The organism is Desulfoluna sp., assembly GCF_030145185.1.
Taxonomy (GTDB): Bacteria; Desulfobacterota; Desulfobacteria; order Desulfobacterales; family Desulfolunaceae; genus Desulfoluna.
Window position 1 is genome coordinate 89,635 of the sequence record NZ_JAQYWB010000009.1, and the last position, 15,388, is coordinate 105,022.

The window sequence follows — 15,388 nt, forward strand, 5'->3', positions numbered from 1 at the left end:
CATTCTAATAATTTACGTTAAGACAATATTATTGAGTTTTAAATATGGTTCAAACATAAGATTTAATGAATCTAATTGAGCTGTTAGTTCTTTTGCCACATCAAGTTTCTCTTGAACTGCTATATTCTTATCCTTACCTAAAGGAATTTCATTCAGCTCATGATGAGTTTTGAAAAATAAAATGATCTTCCTGCAAATAAAAGAGATATCGTCTCTGAAATCTGAATCTAAAAGAAAATCTACATCCATTAATTTCGTTCTGAAACAACTGTATTCATTCGATGCTTCGTTAGGATAAGCCAAAGCTCGTTCAATGAAATTCTTTACAAGAATATACGTTTTATATCGGTTATCAAATAATTTTGATTTGTACTGATTTTTACTAAGTTTATAATGTTTGAATGTAAAGTAAGAGACGTATATAACTTCCAGAATGGTAGCTATAACAACCAAATAAAATATATAATTTAGAAGCCTCATTATTACCTTTTGAAAATATACTGAGGAATTAAGCATAACGCCCGGCATGGGCGTGATCTTATGAGGTGACCTGTAAGCTCATTTTTCCTCTTGAGACGTCCTCTGTACGGGAATCCTGCTTACCAAGCAATGGTTTAGCATAGGTGCTATCCTGAGACAAGGGCGGCACCGTGAGGTTTTGTTCGGAGGAGATGGCGCGAAGCGGAATGACGAGTGGTAGCGAGAGTGACCGAAGGAACGTTAAGGTTGCAAGAAAAATATAAAAGTACAAAAAGCAATGCCTTCGGCGACAAGGTGAGCCACCTTGAAAGCAGGTTTCCGATGGGTTTTCCCTCTCGCCGTCCTGGTCCTTTAAATTTAACCCGGATATTTCACCAGTCGAGAGCATTCATATTCAATGCACCAGAGCTGCAGATGTAGTGGTTTACCTCAAAGCTCTGGTAACGCAGAAGATGGGTGCACTCGGCTCGCCCGAAGGGTGAGAAAATCGAGCAGAAAACTAAAATTGACATTTTGTGTTTTCCGAACACCTGATTTTTTCGTCACAACATTCTGTAATAAAACTGTATATACTTTTGCATTGCGGTTTCTCATGAAATATCCGGGTTAGGCCGGATCTTCAGCACCATGGATGGTGTTGTGGAGCTTTTTTTCACGAATTTCCAGGTCTGTTTCCCATTGACGCAGCATGTTTTCTTTTTCTTTAAACTCTTTTTTATGCTGGAGGATAATATCCTGTTGTTCGAGTAATTTTTTTCTTTCCTCTGCAAGTTTGACGGTTGTATTGGTGAGGCGCTCGGCCTGCATCGTGTGAATCCCATTTTTTATTTTATTTCGAATTGTTTCATTTTTGAGTGTATCTAATATTGACATGTCAATACTGACACAGATGCTTTCAGTGGTCGATATGACCGAAGCGGATCGACTGTCTATGTCCAGACAGCTCATTTCACCAAAAACTTCTCCGGCCTTGTTAAATTCAGCAATATAGATATTGTTTTTGGTAACAGCGCAGGAGCCTTTTACTATCCAGAAAATCCAGCTGTCTAAATCACCTTCTCTGATGACTGTCTCACCAGAGTCATATTGAACGAGTTTGGCAATGCGCTGCTGGTAATCACTTTTTTTTATTCCTAAAAGAAGCCGGATTTCATCTGATGTCAGCCCCTTGAGTATCTGGAACTTTTGAAGAAGCCTGATTGTCTCTTCCGTTATCAGATTTGTTTTAATTGATTTTCCCATAATGATATTTTTTTTCTCTGCGATACATTTTCTGCAGTGCTGATCTCTATATAAAGATGCAACGCTTTGCAGCGCCCGAAGGGTGAGAAAATCAAACAGAATACTGTGGATTACATTTTGCATTTTTGAAACGACCGAAAATATTACTGCAAAGAACTGTAATTACAAATTATGCCTTAGTCCTGATTGTTTTCTCATGAAATATCCGGGTTAGAGTTGTGAGTAAGAGGTACACGTGCCAGTCACTGAGCCTCAACTATGCCAGGATAGGCCAGATGTCAAGCGGCATCAAAAATTGACATCTTTGCCGTTATTGGGTTCAACAAAATTAGGTGACAAAATTAGGTGACAGGCGACATGCGCTGATATAGAATTTCATGCAATAAGATTTTCTTCTCGCATGATTTCTGCCCCAAAAAAGCAAGCGCATGGTGCCTGTCCCCGATGCCCATTTTCATCCCGTTGATTTCAGATGTCAGTGTCAGTGAAAAAATTGACCCAGATATTCCGGTAGCAATCGTCCTGTTGCTCCCAGACGACGACGGCCGAGCCGTCAGCGGCCATGGCGATCTGTGGAGCACTTGCAATGCCGTTGTCATCTTCAATTATTTTGGCCGTGCCCCAGTCGGTACCATTAAAAAAGTTGGTCCAGATATTCCGGTAACAATCATCCTGTTGCTCCCAAACGACGAGGGCCGAGCCATCAGTAGTCATGGCTATCTGCGGATTATATCCATTGCCGGTGTTGTCATCTGCAATCACCACTGCCGTGCCCCAGTCGGTACCATTAAAAGAATTGGCCCAGACGCTGGCGCCTATTTGATTCCAGGTCATGAGGGCCGAGCCGTCAGTGGCCATGGCTATCTGCGGGTTATATGCATCGTCATCTCCAATCTTTTTTGCCTCGCCCCATTGCTTTTGGGTTCCGTCAAAAGAATTGGCCCAGACACTGCCGCCAGATTGATTCCAGACCGCGAGGGCCGAGCCGTCAGCGCAGATGGCTATCTGCGGTCTTGCTGAATCGCTGGTGCCCTCTTCAATCTTTTCTGCCGTACCCCATTGCTTTTTGATACCGTCAAAGGAGTTGGCGCATATCTTAAACGCGCCGTCGTACTTCTGCCTCCAGACCGCTAAGGCCGAGCCGTCAGCGGCCATCGCTATCTGTGGATCATATGCTGTGCCATTGCCAGATCCAATGGTTTCTGCCGTACCCCAATTGGTGCCGTCAAAAGACTTGGCCCAGACAACGCTGACATTGCCGACATATTGATACCAGACCATGAGGGCCGATCCGTCTGCGTTCATGGCTATCTTCGGAGTATATGCTTTGCTGGTGCCATCATCAATCAGCTCTGCCTCGCCCCATTGCTTTTTGATACCGTCAAAGGAGTTGGCCCATATCCTATTCATGCCGTCGTACTCCTGGCCCCAGACTGCGAGGGCCGAGCCGTCAGCGGCTATGGCTATCTTCGGATAAAATGCTGTGCCATCGCCAACTTCAATCAGCTCTGCCTTGCTCCAGGCGATACCGTCAAAGGAGTTGGCCCATATACTGTTCACGCCGTCGTACTTCTGGTACCAGACCACGACGGCCGAGCCGTCGGCGGCCAGCGCTATCTGCGGACTTTTTGCATCGCTGGTGCCATCTTCAATCTCTTCTGCCGTGCCCCACTTGGCGCCGTCAAAAGAATTGGCCCAGATAATACTGACGCTGTCGAGATCTTGATTCCAGACCGATAGGCCCGAGCCGTCAGGGGTCATGGCGATCTGCGGAAAAGATGCTGTGCCATCGCCAGTTTCAATCAGTTCTGCCTCGCCCCATTGCTTTTGGGTGCCGTCAAAGGAGTTAGCCCATATACTAATCACTCCGTACTTTTCGTCGTCATCGTGTTGCTGCCAGATCGCGAGGGCCGAGCCGTCATCGGCTATGGCTATCTGCGGGTTATTTGCTATGTAATTGCCAGCTTCAATTTTTTCTGCCGTGCCCCATTGCTTTTGGGCGCCGTCAAAAGAATTAGCCCATATAACACTGTCATTGCCGACATATTGCTCCCAGGCCACTACGACCGAGCCGTCATCGGTCATGGCAATCTGTGGGGCGTGTGCTATGTGATTGCCATCTTCAATCTTTTCTGCTTCGCTCCATTGCTTTTGAGTGCAGTCAAAAGAAGAGGCCCATAAATTATAGTCATTGGTGTTCTGTTGGCTCCAGATTGCAACGGCCGAGCCGTTATCGACCATCGCTATTTGTAGCATACGTATTAGGCTGTTGCTCTTTCCAATTATGCTTGTCGTGCCCCAGTTGTCCCCGTCAAAAGGTATGGCCAGGACTTTCGTGAGGTTGGCCTCGGTGTCTATGTACGGGCAGATCACGATGGCCGAGCCGTTAGCGGCCATGGCGATCTGCGAATGATACGATCGAGAAAATCCAGTTTTAATTTTTTCTGCTTCGCCCCACTCGGCGCTGTCAAAGGGTCTGGCCCAGATATCATAGTTGTCGCCTTCTTTTTGGCACCAGACCGCGATGGCCGAGCCGTTATCGGCCATGGCTATCTCCGGATGATATGCAGGGCCGTCGCGAACATCAAGTATCCGTACCCCGCCCCACTTGGTGCCGTCAAAGGATATGCCCCTTATATTAGTGCGCGTGCCGTCATCCTCTATCCAGACAACGACGGCCGAGCCGTCAGCGGCCATGGCTATCTTCGGTATTTCTACATTGCCGTAGTCAATCATCTTTCCCGTGCCCCACTTGGTGCCGTCAAAGGATCTGGCCCAGATCTCAATGACGCCGTCGTCGCCTTCCTGGCGCCAGACCGCGATGGCCGAGCCGTTATCGGCCATCGCTATCTGCTGGCGAGATGCATCCTGGGTGGTCGCTTCATCTTCAATCTTTTCTGCCATGCCCCAGGCCATGAGCGTTGGCGTGTGTGGGGTAGGAGGGGTAGGAGGGGTAGGTGGATTGTCGTCGCCTGAGGAGGCGTCCCCCGTATGCGGTGGTGTGGGTGGAGGAGGAGCCTTGTCGTCACCCGAGGAGCAGGCCCCTATAAAGATCAGAATAGCCAGAATAGCCAGAAAATTGAATAATCGCTTAGTATTAATCATGTAACACCCCGCAAAAAAATATTAGATACCGCTAAAATGCCCTACCGAAAATTGGGGACTGGCCTTGCCGTTTGCCCCCCGTCTTACGTTTATCCCGAGAAGGGCGCCTACACTCTTGATACAAAATGGGTCAGATGTGTAGGTGACCCCTTTCCCCCTTGCCTCTGATCCGGGTGGCATTATGAGATGCGACATCTCACATTCGTCTCACAAAACCAGGGATGGCCGAAAAAAACCGGTGGTTCCGCCCATTTTTTTTACCTGAACGTTGCGATTCAGGCCATGAACAAGCAGAAAATAGGGGACAGTCGAGCGGGAACCAGGAAGACCAGGTGGCAGGCGAAATGCATTTGATATTGAATCTCATGCCATGATGTTTTCTTCTTGCGTGCTTCCTGCCCCCAAAGCTCTGATAACACGGAAGATGGGTGCACTCGGTTCACCCGAAGGGTGAGAAACGTGAGTAGAAAACAGTAAATTACATTTTGCGGTTTTGAGAGGATAGATGCCTCCTGTTTCCGCGAAGGTCCAGAACGTATCCAGCCCAAAAGAGGCTTACACGTGTGATCAGCCGCATGGCGTTGGATGGGCTCCCAAGAATCTATCAGCGGCAAAAGAATCGCCGCGGGACGCTTGGAAACGTAAAAGACCAGAGTTGCCATGAAAGCTGAACCGTTGCGGCATTTTTCTGATATGGATAGCTTGAGTATGATGGGGCACTAACCCGGATATTTCACGAGTCGAGAACGGTGAATTACATTTTGCATTTTTGAAATGTCTATATTTTTCTCGGCAACAAGCTGTAATAACATATTATCTTCTTGCCCCGGTCGTTTTCTCATGAAATATTCGGGCTAAGCGAGGAGAAGGCCTGGGCTTGCGGCCATAATGATTGACTGTGAGGAGATGTGATGAAAATCGGTAGAAACGCACCTTGTCCCTGTGGCAGCGGAAAGAAGTACAAGAAGTGCTGTATGATGAAGAAGACGACGGAGAGCCTGACTCATTCCATCCTGATGCGCACCTCAAATGAGGTGATCCCGATTCTGCTGGAGTATGCCGGCCAACGCTATCATGAAGCGATTACCGAAGAACTCTGGCAAGAGTTCAGTGAAGGCATCGGAGAGGAGGCCCCCCTTGGGGAGTCTGCCTACACCACGATGTTTTTCAGGTGGATGGTTTTTTTGTGTGAGGCGGATGTCATATTAGATGAGTTGACCCAAGCCGATGATCATCCGGATGTGGACGAGGCCATGCCTTTTTCCATAGGCTCCGCCTTTCTCCAACGAAGGGGCAAATATCTCAACTCGCTTCAGAGGCGATACATCGAGGCAGCCCTTCAGGAACCGCTGACGTTCTGGCAGATCGAAGAGATCGTCTCCGGTACGCAGATACAGGTCCGGGATCTTTTGTTTGATCGGGTGTGTGTGATTACCGATCAATCGGCGGCAGAGTCGATGAACCCATGGGATATTTTCCTTGGCAACACCATGGCGCTTGATGGGGTGATCGCTTTGAATATCGCCGGCCCTTTTGCGTTGCCGGCTTACTGCAAAGCCGCCATCACAGAAGAGCTGGAGACGATCATTGATGCGTTGGAGGAGCTCTCCGATCTTTTTGCTTTTGATTATGAATTGATCGAGTTTTATGCCGCGATGGTCTCAAAGCTGTTCAATCCGGTGTTGCCTGAGATACAGAATATGGACGGCTCAGAGCTCATTTTCACCACCTCCTCGTATCGCTTTGATCCTGATCTGAGAGAGGAGATTCTCGCTGAGCTGACGGAGGTTGATCAATTCGAACGGGATAAGGACTCAGGGCCCTGCACGGCTACCTTTCTCTGGTTCGCAGCGCCCGATGAGCAGTCCCCTCTGGCAAAGGTGTTTAAGGGGCAACTGGAGGTTGGGGAAAAGATTCTGGAGGCAGAAACCAGCAGCACCGAGCGCGACGGCAGGCTGCGACATATGCTCACGGAATTGCTCGGTGATCGGATGATCCATGTGCAGACAAGCAGCAAACCTCTTGAGAAGGTACTGGGGGAACGAGAGCTCTCCTCACCGGAAGAACCTTCAGGTGACTTTCATCTGGATGTCCTCCCGTCCGAAGTTCTCAAGCAGCTTGAGGTCCATGTCGATAAGATGCACATGAACTGGGCAGATCAGGAGGTCCCGGCATTGGACGGCCAGACGCCCCGCCAGGCAGTCAAAACCAGCGAGGGGCGCAGAAAGGTCATCGACCTTCTCAACGAGTGGGAAAACACGAACGCGCGCACGGAAGATGTAAATAGCTTTGCCTTTGATATCGATAAATTGAGACGGGAGTTGGGGGTGCTGGAAGAGTAAAGGACGAGGGTAACTGTTCAGCTTGTGCCTCCGGCGGCCCTGCCGGGGGCTAAACGTTTGCCTGATTTTATAAAGACGGGTTTAACAAGCAGCTTTCAAGGTGGCTCACCTTGCCGCCGGAGGCATTGCTTTTTGTATGTTTTATTATTGTCTTGGTATGGTCATTTTCTCATGAAATATCCGGGGTAGCATGCTGATGCAGAGGAAAAGAGTATGATGAAGTGGGTAAAACATCTTTGGCCTTCGGTGACCCTTATACTTGTCGCATCCCTCATATTATTGATCTCAGATATAGATCGCAGGGAAGGTACCGGAAAAAATAGTAAGGTATATCCTGATAGTGTGGTGATCCAGGATGCCGCAACGTCAGTCATTGACTCCCCTGTGGCGGGTATCCGGTCGTTTCTTGAACTGCGTCTTGTCATGTACAGTGATACCAGTTTTGCTGAAGACTGCCGGAAGGGTCTGCTCGATGGCCTTAAAAAGGGAGGACTGATCGCAGAGCGTGATTTCAATGTCGTGGAGTATAATGCCCAGGGCGATATGAGTACGCTCTCCAGTATCATGACGGCCGTAAAATCGGAGCGGCCAGATCTGCTGATGGTGATTTCAACCCCAAGTTTGCAGGCGGCGCTTCGTCTCTCCGGAAAAGAAACGAAAATTGTTTTTACGGGTGTAGGGGACGGGGTCCAGGCCGGTGCTGGAACGTCTGAAACAGATCATCTCTCGAATGTGACGGGGATTACAACCCGTTCACCCTTTCAAGAGATGGCCAGGATGATCCATGAGACACTTCCCGGGGTTCAATCCGTGGGCACCCTGTTTACGCCGGCCGAAATCAACAGCGTGCTTTACAGGGACTGGTTTATGGACGCGCTTAAGGACTATGGCATTAAGCTTGTTGTGATTCCTGTGACGAACAGCTCTGAAATTTCCCAGGCCAGTGAAATCCTGTGTCGTCAACGGATCCAGGCGGTGGCTCAGATCGCTGATAATACAACCCGCCCGGGGTTTGGCCAGCTTGCCCGCCGTGCCCGTGATAATGGTTTGCCGGTTTATGTCTTTGACAGTGCTCAGATGAAGGATGGCGGTGTCCTCTGTTTGGCTCGTGACTATTATGATGCCGGGGTGGAAGGGGCTGAAAAAGCGATCCGGGTTTTGAAGGGGGAAAATCCAGGCACCATTCCTTTCAGCAACACGAAGTCTGAAAAATTGTTGCTTAATGTCGATTTGGCAAAAGAGTATAAATTGACCATGACGCCGGAACTGAAGGAAAAAGCGATTTCTTTTCCATTTCCGGTGACGCCTTAGCCCGAAGGGTGAGAAAATCAAAAAGAATACCGTTGATTACATTTTGCATTTTTGAAATGCCTATATTTTTCCGCGCAACCAACTGTAATGACATGTTATCAACCTGAAGCAACAGTTTTCTCATGAAATATTCGGGTTAGATAATGACAGGATAGACGATGCAGCTGACAGATTCAAAACATGGCCAATATCTGCTGATCCAGGCCGTGGGAAGGTTAGACGCCTCCTGGTCCGATCTTTTTTTAGAAAAGCTTTTAAAACATATACGGGAAGGGGAGCATCAGCTCCTTATCGATGCCTCCGGCATTAAATTCTTAAGTTCAGCCGGGATCCGGTCTTTGTTGATTGCTTACAAAGAATTAGTGAAGGTTGGCGGTGTGCTGCGGCTGGTTCGGTCCACGGCTTTTGTACGGGACACGCTGACCATCAGCGGCTTTGGGGAGTGGCTAAGCCCGGATTTTCCGGATGATTTTTTCGCAGCATCCTGTGAAAAACAGCCTGGGGTGAATACGGATCTGGAGCACTATGGTCTTGCAGATGACTCCGGGTTGACTCTGACACGGGTCGATGACTTGTTTGGGACAATAAATGCCGCTGCCGGCAGAGAGAAGAGACATTCTTTCGGGACAGATGATTTTGGCTTTGGGATTGGTGAAGCTTTTCAGGGGGCGGAATCAGGCAATACAGAAAAGATGGGAGAATTTTTAGCTGCTGCCGGCCATGTGGCGTTGCAGCCTCCAGATGAACGGGGTCGTCCAGATTATCTGATTGCGGAAAACAAGTACATTCCTGAGCTTAAATGCCGTCAGATGTTGAAATATTCAGGCGATATGTCTCATCTCTTTCGTTTTAAGCCGATTGATGAAAACCCTGTAAATGAGATGAGTAAGATTATTGATACGGTCTTTGACCTTACCGGAACCAATACAACAGGTTTTTTCATTATAGGTGAAATTGAAGGCCTTGTGGGCGCCTCCCTTATGCAGTCCGGGCTTATGCCCGACCCGGAGGATTTTATGGCCTGGCCGGCTGTTCGGGATCGGTTGAGCTTTTGTGGCGAACGGTCCTATGCCAACGAACAGGTCCTGGTGACAGGCATTGCTGCCCGGGGCGATCAAAAAGAAGAGTATACAGCATTGTATCCCATGCCGTCACGGCCGGATCTGGCAGTGCATATCCATGCGGCTGTTTTTCCTTATCAGCCGCTGCCTAACGGCTGTCTTGACCTTTGCTCCTCTGTCTCTCGCTTTTTCAGCGGGCCGCCGCCCCGGGCTGTTATGCATCTTATCGATGACAACCGGCCGGCCATCGGGCTGGGTGAAAGTGCGTTAATCCGCGGCGCCTGCTGGTGCGGACCTGTTCTCAATCCGGAGGTCTTGTTATGAGTCTTGTTATGGGTGCGTTTACCATGGGGTTGATCCTCAGCCTGCTCTCGCTTGGCATGCTGATTTCATTTCGAATGATACGTTTTACAGATATTACAGTGGACGGCTCCATTGCTCTCGGGGCTTCCCTGACGGCTGTTCTGCTAAGCAGCGGATGGAATCCCTGGCTGGCAACGCTGGCGGCTGTTGCGGCCGGGGCTTTTGCCGGAACAGTGACAGGCCTTTTGAATACCCGGTTTAAAATTCAGGAGCTGCTTGCAGGGATTCTGGTGATGACGGCCCTCTACTCCGTGAACTTAAGGGTGATGGGGCGCAGCAATATTCCGCTGCTGAATGTCCCGTCTGTCTCCAGTACCATGGAAAACGTCATTGCCTTTTTGTCTGGCGGTGCTGAAAAAATTAATGTCATGGGTTGGCTTGTGCCTGTTGTGGACCTGGCAAGCTTTTTAACAACACTCGTGATCTGCATCGTTATAGGCCTGCTTCTTTTTCGGTTTTTGCTGACTCATTTTGGTATGGGTCTGCGGGCTGCCGGGGATAATGCTCAAATGGTACGGGCTCAGGGACTCAATGATAAGACGATGATTGTTTTCAGTCTGGCCCTTGCAAACGGGCTTGTGGCCCTGTCCGGAGCACTCCTGGCGCAATACCAGGGTTTTGCCGATGTGCAGATGGGAATCGGTATGATGGTGTGGGGACTTGCCAGCATTATTATTGGTGAAGCACTGGTGGGTAAAGCGGGTTTGGGGCTTACCATCACCGGAACAATACTGGGAACCCTTCTTTTCAGGCTTTTAATTGCGATTGCATTAAGATGGGGCCTGAATCCCAATGATCTGAAAATGGTGACGGCCCTGTTTGTGTTTGCCGCCCTGGTCGCCCCTTCGTTCATTGTGGGGCTGAAAAAAAAGGTCACAGGAGGTGCTGGTTATGCTCAATCTTAACGGAATCCGAAAAACATTTTTACCGGATACGCCCAATGAAGTTTTGGCACTTCAGGGCGTGAGTCTCCATATTAAAGAGGGTAGCTTTACCGCTGTGATTGGCACCAACGGCTCAGGAAAAAGTACGCTCCTTAATGCCGTGGCCGGCACATTTGCGCCAGATATGGGTTCCATTCATTTGGACAAACAAGACGTGACCCGCTGGCCGGAATATCGGCGTGCGCAACTCATGGGAAGGGTTTTTCAGAACCCTTTTGCGGGCACTGCGCCGGGCATGACCATTGCCGAGAATATTGTTATCTCAATGCGACGGGGAAAATCCAGAGGCCTGGGAACGGCGGTCACTCAATCTGCCCGTGATGAAATTGGAGATAAGGTTCGAACGCTTAAAATGGGGCTGGAAGATCGTCTGAACAATCCCATTGGTACCTTGTCCGGTGGCCAAAGGCAGGCGCTGACACTTCTGATGGCCACATGGCTTCGTCCCAAGCTGCTGCTGTTGGATGAACACACCGCCGCCCTTGACCCCAAAAGCGCTGCTAAAATTGCGGAACTTACCAAGGATATTATAGAACGTGAAAAACTGACCGCTCTTATGGTGACTCACTCTATGCAGCAGGCAGTAGATCTTCCGGATCGTATTATTATGATGCACCGAGGCAATATTGTGGAAGATTTTCAGGATGAGCAGAAAACACGCATTCGTATTCCTGATCTTATGGCAGCCTTTGATCGTGTGGCCAAACGGGAGCTTTTTGACGAATCCGTTGCGCTGCTGCTGGCCCGGCAATATGGTTAATTTCGTAACTGTTCAGTTTCTGTGAGATCAAAATGGAATGGGGTAAGAAAAGGGGGCAAGGGGCACCCTTATGTGACGCAATACCGACGGTGTGGGAGATGTGAGGTAGGGTGTGCTTGCGCACCATGGATCAACCGCAACGGTCAAGAACACGCATGAACGGACACCCCTCAAGCCGTATAGGAAGCGCAAAAGACGTTTGATAGTGAATTTCATGTCTATGGAGCGCCTATCCCCTGGTCTCACGGGTCTTCTCGTCCATCTCTCTTTGGGCTCACCATGTTGCATATTCTGCAAGGCGTTCAGGATCAAATATCTCGAACTTATTCTTGGAGATCTTGCCGATAATATTCTCGTCGCGCAGTTGAGACAAAGCCCTCGATACAGTCATTAAGTGGAGGCCGAGAAAATTACCGATGTCCAATTGGCTGATTGTGATCGCATTTTCACTCTCATATAGTTGAAAAAGGATTTCAGCTACCCGTGTAATGGGCTTGTTATTGGAAAGGTTTGCCACGAAATGGCTAAGGTATATCCGTTTAAAAATGATGTACTGAGAGAGGTTGATCGATAATTCAGGATATGAACGAACAAAGTCGACATCCATGAATTGATTTGGAGGAAACGTATACACTTGGGTATCCGCCAGGAACTCGAAAGAAACACGGTCCTTGAGTTGAATCATGCAGCCGGCTTCATTACACAGAGAGTCATGTCCGACAAAATACAAAATACGCTTTTCGCCACTATCCAGGTAACAACTATAGCTGAGGCACCCTTCCTTTATCAGATAGACCCCATCGGCTGCCTGATCCACGACCTGCCCCTTGGTAAATGAATGCAATGTCGCCAAATGAACGATATCTTTCCAGCACGTATTCATCCCCTCAATAACGATGCTTACCTTTTGATTCTCTGAAAAATTGTAATTGTTTTCACCCATCATGCCCCCTTATGTCACCCTCCGATACGATAATCCAATCGAAACGGCACACCTGATAAATCCACAACGCTAATTTTCATAGGGTTCGCAGCCCCATGAATACATCGCCACAAGGACGACAGATCAACAGCAACTGATGGCGCGTTTGTTCGTTAGCTCACGGGGTGGCTGCCCCTTAAACTTTTTTGTCTTGAAACCAAGCAACAGCGCTGCCCAATGACGAAAATGGTCGATTTTCTGAATTCGGAGAGACCATTTTACGCTATCTGTAACGAAGAAACTCTTTGAACAACATAACAAATGTTATTTTTTTTCCCTATTGCTCCGGCTAAACTAACCCAAAAAAAATCTAACGGATCAGGTCCTCAGATCAATGGGACGTGCGAGAGCGCTGGCAAAATGGGTTGGTAAAACGTTAGCCCGTTAAATACCCGGGTTAGCCCAAAACTCGATAGACACATCTTTTTTGAGGTATGGCCCTGCCTCTGAGCAGAGCTTTTTCGACCAAAGAGATGATGGCTTTCACGTTCACATGGTTGGGGACTCTTTAGAAATATCCTCAAAATCACGTTTAGACGTAAGGAGTGAAAATATGGATTTAGATGCTTTGAAGGAAATGATTGAAACGAAGGTATATCATATTTCGCCAGATGTAGAAGTGCCTTTGCATGAACATCCAACTCAAGATGAAGTCTTTTATTGTGTAAAAGGGTCCGGTTTTGGGGTGCTGGAAGATGAAGAAATCGAGCTAAATCCGGGGGATGTGTTTGTTGCGCCTGCTGGGAAAATGCATTCAATCAAAAATGATGAGCCCATCGTATTGACCGCCCTGCTCATACCCGTAAACAGGATTGTTTGTCACTGTAAACAGGTACGTTATGCCGATATCAGGAAAGCTATGACCTGTGGTGCGCGCACAGTGGAGGAGATTCAAGAAATCACCGGCGCAGGAACAGGGTGCGGGAATTGTCTTGGGGATATTGAGCACATCTTATCGGTAGCCTGTGGGTGCAATAATGTGTCTATGGAGGATGCGGTGGCTGCGGTCAAGGGGGGAGCTGATACCGTTGAAAAGATGGAAGAGGCCACAGGAGCAGGAAATAATTGTGGGAAATGCAAGCTGCTGCTTCAAAATATTATCGATTTAAAAAGGTGATTACCCGGGATGGGGGATCATAGCCCGGCCGCCGGAGTCACCTGGTTCTGCAGCGCTTCGTTCAGGTAGCGCTGAATGTTTTCTACGGAGATCTCCATGAGGCGGCGTCTTGATTTTTGGGTGGCCCAGGCGATGTGGGGGGAGAATCAGGTGACAAATAAAATCAGAAATCAGAGTCGCATGGTGCCTGTCCCCTGGTTCTCTGTTATGACGGCCGAGTTTATTTTATTGTTAGCCATTAAACGAGATATTTCATATTCACCCAAATCTTCACTTCCGGTATTATAAAAAAAACTTACATCAAAATATGGGCGTACTAAACATGATAAAGTTGCGATTTCGGATTTGACCTCAACTTCGTAGAGCAAAGCGCATGGCGCCTGTCCCCCTGTCCCCTGGTTTCTTCTGAGAACTGATTAGTAACCATAATTTTTCACATTTTTTGGCAGATTAAACCTTTGCGTTCCCAGAAGTTTTTCATAGATTTATCGTTAGCAACTGCAACCGTGTTATATCCAATGACTGGATTTGGCCTAAAAACCCGGTTTATTGCTGCGAAATATTGCGTTACAAAATCCTGTCTGTCTTTCAGTAGAACTTTGTATTCACCAAAATTTGGGTCAAAAAAGTAAATGTGTTGTTTGGCATTAAACACTTTTCCTGATGATACATACCAGGCAACAGCGTGCCCGCTTTCATCAGGCCATCGGTAGTCCATCAGGAGAGATGTTTTTTTCGTATTTCTAAGGAGTTCACAAAATGCGATCCTACCGGTAAGGTTTGGTTTTACTTGTTCTCTATTTAGGTCAGACGTTTTCAGTTTAACTCCGATATAAGTTGCTGGAGCTGTATAGTTCGCCTCACCACCGCCTACCGCCCATAATTCACTTTGAAGCTTCTGGCGAAGAATGACCTTCGGGATAGTTGCCCTGATAGAGGTGATTCGATCCTGAGCTGACTCCTTGGAGTTGCTCATTTTAAGCTTCATCCATTGAAAACAGAGGGAAAGGCAGCAACCATTCATACCCTCATGTGTGTCGACGCTGCGTGGAGAGATACCAAAACCGATCGGCTTTGGCCTGGTCAAAACAGCCCTTATTTCATCTGCCTGATTAAAGGGTTCTGATTGATAGGCATTAAGTTGGTTCATTGTGACCTCCTAATTGCTGTTCAGCATAAAGCACCTATCCCCTGTTACCCTGTTATTGTTACCATAAACGGTCTTCTGGCCGGGATCTGTCCTGACCATCCGGGGAATACGAGGCATAGCGCGTCATCTCCTTGGTGTGTCATGTCAGAATTACGGGTGTGTTGATGAGATTTCAGAATGAATTTCTATTAAAAAAGGTAGGTTACTTTTCGAAAATGAGTGTCTCACAGATTGTCGTAGAGGTCAAGCGCATGGTGCCTGTCCCCTGGTCCCCCAAACCGGACGGCAGCAAGCGTCCCCTTGGGATACCAACGGTACTGGACAGGCTTATCCAACAATCGATTGCACAAGTTCTCTCAAAAATATTCGATCCGGGTTTTTCTGAGTACAGCTATGGGTTCAGGCCAGGCCGTTCTGGTCATCAGGCCGTCAGGGCAATGCAAAGAGATATTCGGGAAGGATACAACGTGGCAGTGGACATGGACTTATCCAAGTTCTTTGACAAAGTGGATCACGACATTCTTATGGTAC

Annotated in this window: 12 protein-coding genes and 1 pseudogene; 8 read left to right on the forward strand and 5 right to left on the reverse strand. The window is 48.1% G+C overall.

The window, feature by feature from the left end; translation table 11 throughout:
- Positions 1 to 12: 12 nt before the first annotated feature.
- From Q1Q75_RS04435 to Q1Q75_RS04445, 3 genes are all read right to left on the reverse strand, one after another.
- Positions 13 to 249: a hypothetical protein gene (locus Q1Q75_RS04435; RefSeq protein WP_300667855.1), complete on the reverse strand. Its 237-nt coding sequence runs from the start codon at positions 247 to 249 to the stop codon at positions 13 to 15.
- Between the two features lie 837 nt (positions 250 to 1,086).
- Entirely contained in the window at positions 1,087 to 1,845 is a 759-nt protein-coding gene (locus Q1Q75_RS04440) for a cyclic nucleotide-binding domain-containing protein (protein ID WP_300667857.1), read from the reverse strand.
- Positions 1,846 to 2,190: 345 nt separating this feature from the next.
- Positions 2,191 to 4,827, reverse strand: coding sequence for a sialidase family protein (locus Q1Q75_RS04445; protein ID WP_300667858.1), 2,637 nt, complete (start codon positions 4,825 to 4,827; stop codon positions 2,191 to 2,193).
- Between the two features lie 911 nt (positions 4,828 to 5,738).
- On the opposite strand from Q1Q75_RS04445, the gene Q1Q75_RS04450 reads away from it, so the two are divergent.
- From Q1Q75_RS04450 to Q1Q75_RS04470, 6 genes and pseudogenes are all read left to right on the forward strand, one after another.
- A complete protein-coding gene (locus tag Q1Q75_RS04450) occupies positions 5,739 to 7,169 on the forward strand; it encodes an SEC-C metal-binding domain-containing protein (protein ID WP_300667859.1) in 1,431 nt (476 codons plus the stop codon).
- A gap of 213 nt (positions 7,170 to 7,382) precedes the next feature.
- Positions 7,383 to 8,480, forward strand: a complete 1,098-nt coding sequence (locus Q1Q75_RS04455) for an ABC transporter substrate-binding protein (protein ID WP_300667862.1) — start codon at positions 7,383 to 7,385, stop codon at positions 8,478 to 8,480.
- Positions 8,481 to 8,638: 158 nt separating this feature from the next.
- Positions 8,639 to 8,917: pseudogene (locus Q1Q75_RS22590) on the forward strand (STAS domain-containing protein); the annotation flags it as partial.
- Between the two features lie 66 nt (positions 8,918 to 8,983).
- Entirely contained in the window at positions 8,984 to 9,865 is an 882-nt protein-coding gene (locus Q1Q75_RS04460; RefSeq protein WP_300667864.1) for a hypothetical protein, read from the forward strand.
- On the forward strand, positions 9,862 to 10,809 hold the full coding sequence (locus Q1Q75_RS04465) for a hypothetical protein (protein ID WP_300667865.1): 948 nt from the start codon (positions 9,862 to 9,864) through the stop codon (positions 10,807 to 10,809). The genes Q1Q75_RS04460 and Q1Q75_RS04465 overlap by 4 nt, the downstream gene beginning before the upstream one ends.
- Positions 10,796 to 11,608 carry an ATP-binding cassette domain-containing protein gene (locus Q1Q75_RS04470; protein ID WP_300667867.1) on the forward strand — a complete coding sequence of 271 codons (813 nt, stop codon included), beginning with the start codon at positions 10,796 to 10,798 and terminating at the stop codon, positions 11,606 to 11,608. Before Q1Q75_RS04465 ends, Q1Q75_RS04470 begins: the two co-directional genes overlap by 14 nt.
- Before the next feature lie 274 nt (positions 11,609 to 11,882).
- On the opposite strand, the gene Q1Q75_RS04475 is transcribed toward Q1Q75_RS04470, so the two are convergent.
- Entirely contained in the window at positions 11,883 to 12,551 is a 669-nt protein-coding gene (locus tag Q1Q75_RS04475) for a Crp/Fnr family transcriptional regulator (protein ID WP_300667868.1), read from the reverse strand.
- 592 nt (positions 12,552 to 13,143) lie between these two features.
- On the opposite strand from Q1Q75_RS04475, the gene Q1Q75_RS04480 reads away from it, so the two are divergent.
- Entirely contained in the window at positions 13,144 to 13,707 is a 564-nt protein-coding gene (locus tag Q1Q75_RS04480; RefSeq protein ID WP_300667869.1) for a (2Fe-2S)-binding protein, read from the forward strand.
- Between the two features lie 433 nt (positions 13,708 to 14,140).
- Here Q1Q75_RS04480 and Q1Q75_RS04485 read toward each other — a convergent pair whose 3' ends face one another.
- On the reverse strand, positions 14,141 to 14,857 hold the full coding sequence (locus tag Q1Q75_RS04485) for a YopT-type cysteine protease domain-containing protein (protein ID WP_300667870.1): 717 nt from the start codon (positions 14,855 to 14,857) through the stop codon (positions 14,141 to 14,143).
- A gap of 164 nt (positions 14,858 to 15,021) precedes the next feature.
- Between Q1Q75_RS04485 and Q1Q75_RS04490 the strand changes: the two genes are divergently transcribed.
- On the forward strand, positions 15,022 to 15,388 hold a 367-nt coding region (locus Q1Q75_RS04490), incomplete at its 3' end, for a reverse transcriptase domain-containing protein (RefSeq protein WP_300667871.1).

Coding starts and splice junctions, on each gene's coding strand:
- Q1Q75_RS04435 (WP_300667855.1), bottom strand. CDS start 249: ATGGATGTAGATTTTCTTTTAGATTCAGATTTCAGAGACGATATCTCT.
- Q1Q75_RS04440 (WP_300667857.1), bottom strand. CDS start 1,845: ATGCAAAATGTAATCCACAGTATTCTGTTTGATTTTCTCACCCTTCGG.
- Q1Q75_RS04445 (WP_300667858.1), bottom strand. CDS start 4,827: ATGATTAATACTAAGCGATTATTCAATTTTCTGGCTATTCTGGCTATT.
- Q1Q75_RS04450 (WP_300667859.1), top strand. CDS start 5,739: ATGAAAATCGGTAGAAACGCACCTTGTCCCTGTGGCAGCGGAAAGAAG.
- Q1Q75_RS04455 (WP_300667862.1), top strand. CDS start 7,383: ATGATGAAGTGGGTAAAACATCTTTGGCCTTCGGTGACCCTTATACTT.
- Q1Q75_RS04465 (WP_300667865.1), top strand. CDS start 9,862: ATGAGTCTTGTTATGGGTGCGTTTACCATGGGGTTGATCCTCAGCCTG.
- Q1Q75_RS04470 (WP_300667867.1), top strand. CDS start 10,796: ATGCTCAATCTTAACGGAATCCGAAAAACATTTTTACCGGATACGCCC.
- Q1Q75_RS04475 (WP_300667868.1), bottom strand. CDS start 12,551: ATGGGTGAAAACAATTACAATTTTTCAGAGAATCAAAAGGTAAGCATC.
- Q1Q75_RS04480 (WP_300667869.1), top strand. CDS start 13,144: ATGGATTTAGATGCTTTGAAGGAAATGATTGAAACGAAGGTATATCAT.
- Q1Q75_RS04485 (WP_300667870.1), bottom strand. CDS start 14,857: ATGAACCAACTTAATGCCTATCAATCAGAACCCTTTAATCAGGCAGAT.